At 39.9% G+C, this 11132-nt stretch carries 7 protein-coding genes; 4 read left to right on the top strand and 3 right to left on the bottom strand.

Going from position 1 to position 11132, the window contains the following annotated elements; translation table 11 throughout:
• The first annotated feature begins 3 nt into the window (after window positions 1-3).
• The 3 genes from ACE1CA_RS00315 (at window position 4) to ACE1CA_RS00305 (ending at window position 3584) form a co-directional block, all read left to right on the top strand.
• Entirely contained in the window at window positions 4-972 is a 969-nt protein-coding gene (locus tag ACE1CA_RS00315; protein ID WP_413276943.1) for a cytochrome c oxidase subunit II, read from the top strand.
• A 158-nt stretch (window positions 973-1130) separates the two neighbouring features.
• Window positions 1131-2816 carry a cytochrome c oxidase subunit I gene (gene ctaD, locus ACE1CA_RS00310; protein WP_413276942.1) on the top strand — a complete coding sequence of 562 codons (1686 nt, stop codon included), beginning with the start codon at window positions 1131-1133 and terminating at the stop codon, window positions 2814-2816.
• A gap of 144 nt (window positions 2817-2960) precedes the next feature.
• Window positions 2961-3584 carry a cytochrome c oxidase subunit 3 gene (locus ACE1CA_RS00305; RefSeq protein ID WP_413276941.1) on the top strand — a complete coding sequence of 208 codons (624 nt, stop codon included), beginning with the start codon at window positions 2961-2963 and terminating at the stop codon, window positions 3582-3584.
• Between the two features lie 36 nt (window positions 3585-3620).
• Here ACE1CA_RS00305 and ACE1CA_RS00300 read toward each other — a convergent pair whose 3' ends face one another.
• A complete protein-coding gene (locus tag ACE1CA_RS00300; protein WP_413276940.1) occupies window positions 3621-6770 on the bottom strand; it encodes an EAL domain-containing protein in 3150 nt (1049 codons plus the stop codon).
• Window positions 6771-7741: 971 nt separating this feature from the next.
• Window positions 7742-7870: a hypothetical protein gene (locus ACE1CA_RS00295; RefSeq protein ID WP_486517598.1), complete on the bottom strand. Its 129-nt coding sequence runs from the start codon at window positions 7868-7870 to the stop codon at window positions 7742-7744.
• A 59-nt stretch (window positions 7871-7929) separates the two neighbouring features.
• On the opposite strand from ACE1CA_RS00295, the gene ACE1CA_RS00290 reads away from it, so the two are divergent.
• On the top strand, window positions 7930-9348 hold the full coding sequence (locus ACE1CA_RS00290; RefSeq protein WP_413276938.1) for a beta strand repeat-containing protein: 1419 nt from the start codon (window positions 7930-7932) through the stop codon (window positions 9346-9348).
• Window positions 9349-9636: 288 nt separating this feature from the next.
• On the opposite strand, the gene ACE1CA_RS00285 is transcribed toward ACE1CA_RS00290, so the two are convergent.
• A complete protein-coding gene (locus ACE1CA_RS00285) occupies window positions 9637-11079 on the bottom strand; it encodes a DEAD/DEAH box helicase (RefSeq protein WP_413276937.1) in 1443 nt (480 codons plus the stop codon).
• Window positions 11080-11132: the final 53 nt, after the last annotated feature.

The raw sequence follows: 11132 nt of genomic DNA, 5'->3' as shown, positions 1-11132 counted from the left end.
CCCGTGAAAATACCAAGTAACATTACTACATTGATTGCCGGAATTATACTGACCCTCGTCAGTCTTTGGTATGGTCAAAATCATCACCTACTGCCAGAAGCGGTGTCAGAAGAAGCACCTTTGGTGGATGGTTTATTTAATATGATGATGACCGTTGCTACAGGTTTATTTCTGATAGTTGAATGTGTTTTAATTTACAGCCTATTCAAATTTCGGAAACGTCCCAATGACCCTACAGATGGGCCGCCAGTTCATGGTAACGTACCTTTAGAAATTCTCTGGACGGCAATTCCAGCAGTAATTATTCTCATCGTTGGAATCTACAGTTTTGAAGTTTATAACTCAATGGGTGGCTTAGATCCAATGGCGGCTCATGGTACTATGGCGCATCATAGCAAGAAGATGCCAGGAGCAGCGATCGCAGCCACCCTACCCGACAAAACAAACAATCAATTAGCTTTAGGTGTTGGTGCTTCCCCAGACGAACAAGGTACAAATCCAGATTTAAACATTAACGTTACAGGTTTGCAATTTGCTTGGTTATTTAATTATCCTGAAAGTGGTGTTACCTCTGGCGAATTGCACGTTCCCATAGGTCGTGAAGTCAAACTCAACATTTCTGCAAATGACGTAATTCACGCCTTTTGGGTACCGCAATTTCGCCTCAAACAAGATGCAATTCCCGGTAGAGAAACTCAACTACGATTTACACCCAAAATACCAGGTACTTACCCAGTAATTTGTGCCGAACTTTGTGGCGCTTATCATGGTGCAATGAAAACCCAAGTAATCGTAGAAACACCAGAAGAGTTTGATACTTGGCTGCAATCTCAAATCGCTGCTAATCAGGAAAACTTAAATCAAGCAGTAGCAGTAAATCCCGAAAATATGTCAACTTCTGAATTTCTCACTCCCTACGCTCAAGAAATGGGAATTAATTCAGATACTCTGCAACAATTACACATTCATTAAGTAATCGGTAGTGAAAGGGAACAATCTGGCAGCAGGGAGGTAGAACCAACCTCCCACACCTCGTTCCCAGGTTCAACCTGGGAACGAAACACAGAGGCTCCGCCTCTTAGTGCAATATCTCAGAACTACCAACTACCAAACACCAACTAGCAATTCTTATGACACAACTTCAGCTAACAGAATCAGCCAATTTAGGTCATACTGCCGAAATAAAAACTGGTGGTGATTGGCGAAAATACTTTAGTTTTTCCACAGATCACAAGGTAATTGGGATTCAATACCTTGTCACAACCTTTATTTTTTATCTGATCGGTGGAGCATTAGCTTCTGCTGTCCGCACCGAATTAGCTACTCCAGATTCCGATTTTGTCAGCCGAGAACTTTACAATAGTTTTTTTACAATCCACGCCACAATCATGATTTTTCTGTGGATTGTTCCGGCAGGTACTGGAGGATTTGGTAACTATTTAATTCCCTTAATGATCGGTGCAAAAGACATGGCATTTCCTAAACTAAATGCTGTGGCTTTTTGGATGGTTCCCCCTGGAGGAATTTTACTTTTAAGTAGTTTCTTTGTTGGTGCAGCTGGGTCTGGTTGGACATCTTACCCACCATTGAGTTTAATTAATGGTCAAGCGGGTGAGTTGATTTGGATTCTTAGCGTTCTGATATTAGGAACTTCTTCAATTTTAGGGGCGGTAAATTTTCTCGTCACTCTTTTAAAGATGCGAATTCCAGAGATGGGATTGCATCAAATGCCGTTATTTTGCTGGTCAATGTTAGCAACTTCGGCATTAGTTATTGTTTCCACTCCAGTATTAGCAGGTGCTTTAATTCTGCTCAGTTTTGATTTGGTAGCAGGAACGGCATTTTTTAACCCAACTGGTGGCGGCGATCCGATCGTTTATCAACATATGTTCTGGTTTTATTCTCACCCGGCAGTTTATATTATGATTCTGCCGATGTTTGGGATGATTTCTGATATTTTGCCAGTGCATTCCCGCAAGCCGATTTTTGGGTATCGGGCGATCGCATATTCCAGTTTAGCAATTAGCTTTTTGGGGCTAATTGTTTGGGCACACCATATGTTTACCAGCGGTACTCCCGCCTGGTTAAGAATGTTTTTCATGATTGCCACAATGGTAATTGCCATACCCACAGGAATTAAAGTATTCAGTTGGTTAGCAACAATTTGGGGAGGCAAATTAAACTTAAATAGTGCCATGTTATTTGGCATGGGTTTTGTCTCCATGTTTGTCATTGGCGGCTTAAGTGGCATCATGTTAGCCTCTGTACCCGTTGACATTCACGTTCACGATACCTATTTTGTAGTCGCACATTTGCACTACGTTTTATTCGGTGGTAGCGTGTTCGGACTCTACGCCGGAATCTATCATTGGTTCCCCAAAATGACAGGCAGAATGGTGAATGAAACTTGGGGAAGAATTCACTTTGCACTCACACTTATTGGCTTTAATTTGTGCTTTTTACCAATGCACAAACTAGGCTTAGAAGGTATGCCTAGACGGGTGGCAGAATATGACCCCAAATTTGCCACACTCAATTTAATGGCTACTATTGGAGCTTACATTTTGGCAATTTCTACAATTCCTTTTCTGGTAAATGCGATCTGGAGTTGGATGTATGGGACAAAAGCTGCTGCTAATCCTTGGAAAGCTCTAACTTTGGAATGGATGACTAGTTCTCCTCCACCAGTAGAAAACTTCCACGAAGAGCCTATTTTATGGTCTGGCCCTTACGATTATGGCATCGATTTTGAAGAAGTGGAAGAAAACAAATCAGTGGAAGAATTACTCGCTGAAGTCAAAGTAGACGTTGGCTAATACTGAGATAAGAGTACCTTGAGGCAGAGCCTCTGTTTTTCGTTACCAGGTTCAACCTGGTAACGAGATCGCCGGAGGTTCTACCTCCCAGATCTGCAAGATCTGAGTAATAGTTAAAATGACCAATAACCAAATCAGAAAATTATGCAAAGTCCAACAATTGACGAGTCTAAAACTTCTCTAAATTATCATGGTGCAGCTGAAGCAGCTAGTCATCACGAAGCACATCCCGATCATCGAATTTTTGGCATTATTGTATTTCTAGTTGCGGAAGGGATGATATTTTTAGGTTTGTTTGCTGCCTATTTAACTTTTCGCGCCGTTGCCCCTGTTTGGCCTCCAGAAGGTACGCCAGAAAGAGAGTTATTGCTACCAGGAATTAACACTGCAATTCTGATTGCTAGTAGTTTTGTGATTCATAAAGGTGATACTGCGGTAAAAAACAATAATGTGGCAAGTTTAAGAACTTGGTTTTTAATCACTGCCATCATGGGAGTGATTTTCTTAGCAGGTCAAGTTTACGAGTATAGTCATTTAGAATTTGGCTTGAAAAGTAATATTTATGCCAGTACTTTTTATGTTTTGACTGGCTTTCACGGAATGCACGTTTGCTTCGGTATTCTGTTAATTTTGGCGGTGTTGTGGCGATCGCTCAAATCAGGACATTACAGTTCGGAAAACCACTTTGGTGTAGAAGCAGCAGAAATTTATTGGCACTTTGTCGATATTGTTTGGATTGTCCTTTTCTTACTGCTTTATATTCTTTAAATTTTAAATCCCCGACCTTTCCGAGAAGTTGGGGATTTAAATTTGGACTCTAAAATTTTTTTCTAACAATTCTGTAGCAGTTTTTGCATTTAATGGTTTAGAGAAGAAATAACCTTGTCCGTACTCACATCCTAAACTTTTCAATAAAGCTATTTGCTCAATATTTTCTACTCCTTCGGCGGTGACATCCATTCCTAAAGTGTGAGCCAAAGTAACAATTAAGCGGACAATTTCTAGGTTTTCTGAGTCGGAACTTATGCTACTGACGAAAGAGCGATCGATCTTTAAAGTATCAATTGGAAACCGATGCAAATAACTCAAAGATGAATAACCAGTCCCGAAATCATCAATAGCAAAAAGCACTTTATTTTGTTTAATTTTATCTAATAAAGCTGGGACAGTTTCAGTATTTTTCATAATCGCACTTTCGGTAATTTCCAACTTCAAAGTGTTAGGTGCAATCCAAACTTCTCCTAAAATCCCTTCAATTTGTGCAGTCAAATTAGCTTGTTCTAATTGAATCCCGGAAAGATTAACACTCATCGTTAAACTGCGCTGAAATTGCCGTTGCCAAATTCGCAACTGTTGACAAGCTGTTTTTAGTACCCATTGTCCGATCGGAATAATTAATCTACTTTCTTCTGCAACTGGAATAAACTTTGCTGGTGAAACTAATCCTTTAGTTGGATGATTCCACCGAATTAAAGCTTCAAAACCCCTAATTTCATCAGTTTTTAAACAGAAAATTGGTTGATAATATAATTCAAATTCTTGGGATTGATTATCTGATTTTGCGATTAGTGCGATCGCCCTTCTTAAATCAGTATCCAACTGCAACCGAGACAAAGCATGAGTATACATATTTGCCTCAAATACCACTGGAGTCCTACCACCTTTCGCACCGTACATCGCTGTATCTGCTGCTCGCAAAAAGTCTTCTGGACGCTGATAATCAGGTGAATTGCATAAATCTTTACTAATCGCAATCCCAATACTAGCACTAGAAAATATTTCATGCCCATCCAAATTAAAAGGCAAGCTTAACTGTTGATAAATTCGGTTAGCTATTTCCTTAGCTACATTAGCATCCGAAATATCTTCTAATAAAATTGCAAACTCATCTCTACCTAAATAAGCAATTTTATCTGCTGGACGCAAACAATTTTCTAACTGTCGCGCCGTAGCAATTAGCAGTCGATCTGCTATTAAATGTCCCAAGCTAGATTTCACAATTTCAAAGCGTTCTAAGTTGAGAAAAAGCACAGCAAAATTTGGATGCGATCGAGTAATCTCCTGAGAATCCTTCGTTTCTCGTTGTAAAATCTTACCTAAATGTTCTAAAAACCAAGCTCTATTTGGTAGTCCAGTCAACGCATCATAAAAAGCATAGCGCAATCTTTCTTCCTGCGCTTTCCTTAACTCGGTGATATCTTGCACCATGAACAAATGACCATAAATTGTCCCATCAGTTTCCTGAAGTGGAGTATTCTGCCATTCACAAATAATAGTTTTTCCGGCTTTAGTAATATTTTCATTAATGCTATGAGCAGTCATATCTCCTTGACTTAACTGCAGTAAAACGATACCAAAATTAGTTTTAGCTGATTCGGGAACAATGGTAAATATATGTCTTCCCAAAATTTCTTCTTTAGTAAAACCAAAAATTGTTTCCGCAGCTGGGTTCCAATCTAAGAAATGAAAGTCAGGATCGGTAAGGATAAATCCGATCGGCATTCGCTCAATTTGTAGTTGTCTTAATTTCTGCAATCTTTGAGTCTGTTCGTAAAGTTCGGTATTGACGATCGCCATTGCACAACGCTCAGCTGTAATCTCTAAAAGATGTAGTTCTCGTTCATTATACGGATGAATTTGGCACCACCCTAAATGAATCACGCCAATACAATTACCGTTACGTTTGAGTGGTACACCCAACATTGTCCGAATCCCCTGCTCTAGAATGAATGTCAACGAAGTTGCATTCAATACTTCTATAGTAGGCTTATTTATTGTATCTTTAACATAAAGTGGTTCCATAGATTTGGCAATAGTACCTGCAAATCCTTCACCAACAGGCACTTCATAATAAATACTAATTTCTGGATGAACACCTACTCCATTTGTAAAGCGCAAATAACCGTTTTCTTTTAACAAAATTACTGCTGTGTCTGCTGATAAAACCTCCACTATTTGCTGTAACAATATATCTAATAATTGTTTCAAATCTATCGTACTCGGTACATTAGTTGTTGCTTCAGCCAGTGCTGCTAAATCTTCAATATCTTTTTTGAGTTGTTCTAATAGTTGGCTTTTTTCTTCTTCTACCTGTTTATAATCAGTAATATCTCTAGCAATATAAAGTAAACCCAAAGTGTTACCTTCAGAGTTATGGTAGACACTTTTACTAACCAGAAAAATTCGGGATTCAGGTAAATTATTTTGGTTTAAGATAGTAATATTTTGCTCATAAGTTACTGTTTCTCCTGTTGTTAATACTAAGCGATCGCTCTCCCGAATTTGCTGCGCCACTTCTCTAGGAAACAATTCCCAATCATAAGCATTTATTACTTGATTAACCGATTTTCCCAAGAATCTAGCACCTGGTTCATTAATCATCAAATATCTTCCCTGATGATTTTTTACAAACACAGCATCAGTCATACCTTCAACTATAGCCGTCAATATAGTACTACTGTCTTCTGATAATTCTTCTTCTCCTTCTACTGAATTATTATGATTATTTATCTCTTGAACTGTGCCTTGATAGTACAATACTTTTCCAAAATTATCTCGAACAGCACAGGCATTTTCTACTACACAAATAACGGTTCTATCCCGGCGGTAAATTTCAAACACTTCTCCATAAACAGTACCATTATTATATAATTTATCGATAAATTTTTCCCGTTTTTGATAGTCAACATTCAAAATTTGCCAACTACAATTAGCAATTACTTCTTCAGGATGAGTATACCCATAAATTTCTGCTAAAGCCAGATTAGCATTGATATAATCACCTGAAGGCAATACTTGATAAATTCCTTCGATCGTATGATTAAATAAGTTATAGTACTCTTGTTTACTTTGTTGCAATTGTCGCTGCAAACGACTAGTTGAGTAGTAAAGTAACCAAGCAGTAAAAACTACAAAAGTCCAATCTGCCAATATGTGTAAGTATCTTAAAGCCAAACTGTTTTTTACTAGCAAATTGAACAATTGTGAAGTCGATGAAAACCACAAACTTGATAAAAAGGAATAAATGAAGATTAATTTGCCGACTTTTCGGGGGTTTGCTTTAAAATTAATTCCTAGTAACATAAGTAATTATCAGACTTACAGAATAATGTGGTTACGTTGCTATAATTGAACTTGTCTTTAGTGAGATGGTAAATGCTATGCCTGTAGCTATGTTAGTTATAGTTTTAATGATTAGTGGTGCTTTTTTCACTCAGGTTTTAATATTCATTCCTTCAAGTCTCCTCGATTTATTTCACATTCCCACTTGGTTGCTATTAACAATTATGGTAATTTTTTTCTCATGGTTCCTAGCTGAGTAATATCTGAATATATTGTTTATAGCAATTAAATCTAACTTTTAGTGTGAATTTAGTTAAGTATAATTGATGTATAACTAATAACTAATTTTTTCAAGAATTATAAATTTTTATAAACCAGCTATGCCACCTCTGATTTGTATTCTAGTAAACACTCAAAATCTAGCTTACTGTTGGACTTGTATTTTATAAAATTGAAGAGCTTTTTTGTCCAGCTATTTGCCTGTTTTTCACTTATTGGTTACAACACTCAGATATTGATTGAAGGCAGAAGGCAGCTGAAAAAAACTAAACACCCTTACATTCTATAAAACTGCCGTAATTTTGATAAAAGTTAAATCTTTATTGTCTGTGATTATAGTAACCAAATCAACGATCGAGAGATTATATTTACAGTAAATTTATACTTAGACGTAAATTCATAAATTCTTCATAAATATTCTCCGTATTATTGCATATTAACCGCTGCTAAATAATAATAGTAGAGGTACTTACTGAAAACGAATATGCTGCTAATTTTTCTGCAAAAGAAATTTAGTTAAAAGTTAGACAGTAGGTATTCTGGACATTTAAAGCAAAATATCGGTTATCAGTTCGACCGATTACTCATAAAAACTCAAAAATCGTCAGCATTGCTGGCGATCGCAGCTTGTCATGAGTATCTGTTAATTCCCTAGACTTGGTATTGCCGATCGCAGGTATGCAAAATAACCAAGAACCATGTCTGTAACTCAAATTCAATTCTATTGCCGGAGTTTAATTCAACTTTTTGAAATATTTTGGAGCTATTTTCTATGACGACCACCTTAACAAACACAGGTTGGACTGGACTTGCAAATGGTTTGTGGAGTGACGGAGCTAACACCGTTCTCGATGCGAATGGGGGCTTTATTGTCCTCAGTGGAACTGTCGCAGATACTCGGAGTGGCGGCGACTCCCTCCAAGGAAGTGGTGGGTCTATCGGACTCAACATTTTTACTGGTGCCACCCTCCAGAAAACAGGTACTGGCAGGTTGAGCGTGACTGCCATTGGTGCAGATACTGGTATCAATAACGATGGCACTTTCCAAACTGTCGATGGCAATGAATCCCTTTCGGCAACTGGTGAGAATTTTGGTCTCAAAACTGGCGCTGGTTCCATCCTCAAGTTAGGCAATGGCGCGAATACCATCTCTGGAACTGCAACTAATACCTTCTCTGCCATCTTTGGTACACCCAACTATTACGGAATATTCAACCGAGGTACCATTGAAACTGGTCTTGGCAGTGACACTATCACTGGCATTGCTGGGGACATTGGCATCAATAACAGTCGTGGTGCCATTATCAGAACAGGCAGTAATGCTGAAGCCAGAGATACCATCACTGGCACGGGTGGGTTCATTGGTATCAATAACGAAGGCATCATCGAGACTGGTGATGGCAGAGACACCATCACTGGGAATGGCAATGGGATCAGAAATGCTGGTAATGCTGCTATTATCCGAACCGGAAATGGTAACGACACCATCACTGGCAGTGTAACAGGCGGTGGATTCTACGGTATCATCAACGACGGGCAAGCCAAAATCGAGGCTGGCAATGATAATAAGAAAATCACCGGAAGCGGATCTGTTGATGGCATCCTGAACCGATTTGGCAGCACCATCCAAGTCGGAACTGGTACTAACACAATTTCTGGAACGGGCGGTAACAGTGGTATCAACAACGCAATTTCCACGATCGTCACTGGCGATGGCGCTGATACCATCACTGGTACTGCAACTGGAACTACAGGGACTGGCATCCGTAATGAGTTCGGTAGCACCATCCAAACTGGAGGTGGTACAGACGTTCTGACTGGCAGAGGAACCGTCGGCATCTATAACGACGGCACCATCAATCTCGGTAATGGTAACAATACGGTCGCTGCCTTAACATCCGCTGGGACAGTAGGAACCATTACTGGCACGGGTAATATCATTTTCGGCACTGACCAAGACCGTCTCCGGGGTTTTGGCACTGGCAATTTCTCTGGTGGAGGCGGTACAGACATCGTGGAATTACCAACAGGAAGTTATACCGTTGGTTCTGCAACCGTTGGTGTTGATACGTTTGTCACCTTTACATCTGGCGGTATCACTATGAACGTCACCGAGTTTGAAACTTTAAGAATTGGTAGCAAATCATTTAACGTCGCCAATCTAATCCCTAGTACCATTGTTACGGGTTAGTCAGGTGATTTCATGAATACCAAATCCGGGTGAGCTATCCCCTTGGTGTATCAAAAGGCGATCGAAATCCCCAGTACACAAACTCTCGTCCCTCTGGACTAAAGAATAGCAGGAGTATTCGAGCCGGATTTGGTAGCAGATAGTAACTTTTTAGATCTACTGAGTTAATAACACAAAAAAACCTGCTTTTGCAGGCTTTTTTTTATTCCAGATTTGGGTCTGGGATTCAGGCACGTTGTTGCGCTTTAGCGCAAAGAGCGCTAAAGCGCAACAACATACATTTCTGAGTTATTTCTTGCTTTCGAGTTCTACTTTTGCTGGTGCAGCAGGTTTGCTCCGCTTCAGGAGAGGTTTGGGTTTACCATTAATTGCAGCTTCATCTTCAGCGCTGTAATTTTCTGACTTCATCCAAGCGGGACGAGTTTGATCGTAAGCCATTTGTAGCGCTGCTGCTGCGATCGTATGCACCTCATACTCTTCACTCAGTTTAGCCACAATTGGCAAGAAAGAAGCCATCCGTTCCCCCGCCAATGCTTCCCGCACTCGGTCTTGCAATTTTTCCAAGTGACGTGATTCAATTTGAGAACGAGTAGGAACTGAAGCAATCTTCAAATTTTGTCTAACGTGCCGTTCAATTAACCGCAATTTCCGCCGATCCAAAGATTGAATCAAAGAAATCGCTGTTCCTTCCCGACCCGCACGACCTGTCCGACCAATGCGGTGAACGTAACTTTCCACACTATCGGGTAAGTCATAGTTAATCACATGAGTCAGATGATCCACATCTAAACCTCTAGCAGCAATATCAGTTGCTACTACCCAACGAACTTGACGCTGACGGAAGCGGAGTAAAAGACGTTCCCTTGCTTGTTGGTTGAGGTCGCCGTGATATTCATCTACACTATGACCAGCTGCTTGTAATTGGTTAGTCAGTTCAGCCGCAGCTTTCCTAGTCCGAACAAAGATTAAAGCAGATTCGGGGTCTTCCATTTCCAAAATTGGTAGGAGTGCCTTAGCTTTTGTCCATCCTGGGGGCACCATGTAAGCTACTTGGTTGATTTGCTTCGGTGCAGCTTTGGGTTGTTCTACTGTAACAGTGATTGGCGATCGCAAAAACTTAGTAATCAACTCGCGAATCATTGGTGGCATGGTAGCAGAGAAGAAAGCTGTTTGCCGTTCGGCAGGTACTTGCTTGAGGATTTTTTCCACATCATCAATAAAGCCCATGCTCAACATTTCGTCAGCTTCATCCAATACTAACCAGCTAACTTGGTTCAGTTTCAAATCTCCCCGTTCCAACAAATCAATTACCCGTCCGGGTGTTCCCACCACAATTTGCACCCCTTGTTGCAAACGACGGATTTGCCGTTCAATTGCTTGACCACCATATACTGGCAATACCCACAAATTCCTCGCTTCCTTAGAGGGAAGTTCGCTAGTAGCACCACTAAAATCACGAATCGCATTTCCCACTTGTAATGCTAATTCGCGGGTAGGAGTCAAAATAAGTGCTTGTACTGCTTTTTGACTCAGGTCAATTCTTTCCAAAATCGGTAAAGAAAAAGCAGCTGTTTTACCAGTTCCCGTCTGAGATTGTCCTACCACATCGCGCCCAGCTAATAAATGTGGAATTGCTTGAGCTTGAATTGTAGTTGGAGTTACCAGACCCAATTTTTCTAAATGTTGGACGCGAGTTTCTGAAAGACCTAAGTTTTTGAAAGTTATAGTCATGAATTTGCTTTTACTTTGATAAGTTGTTTAAGTTGATAGGTGTTTTTTCGCTA

The organism is Floridaenema evergladense BLCC-F167 (genome assembly GCF_041929205.2).
Taxonomy (GTDB): Bacteria; Cyanobacteriota; Cyanobacteriia; order Cyanobacteriales; family Aerosakkonemataceae; genus Floridanema; species Floridanema evergladense.
The sequence above is the reverse complement of the archived record's forward strand: the minus strand, read 5'-3'. Positions and strand labels throughout refer to the sequence as shown.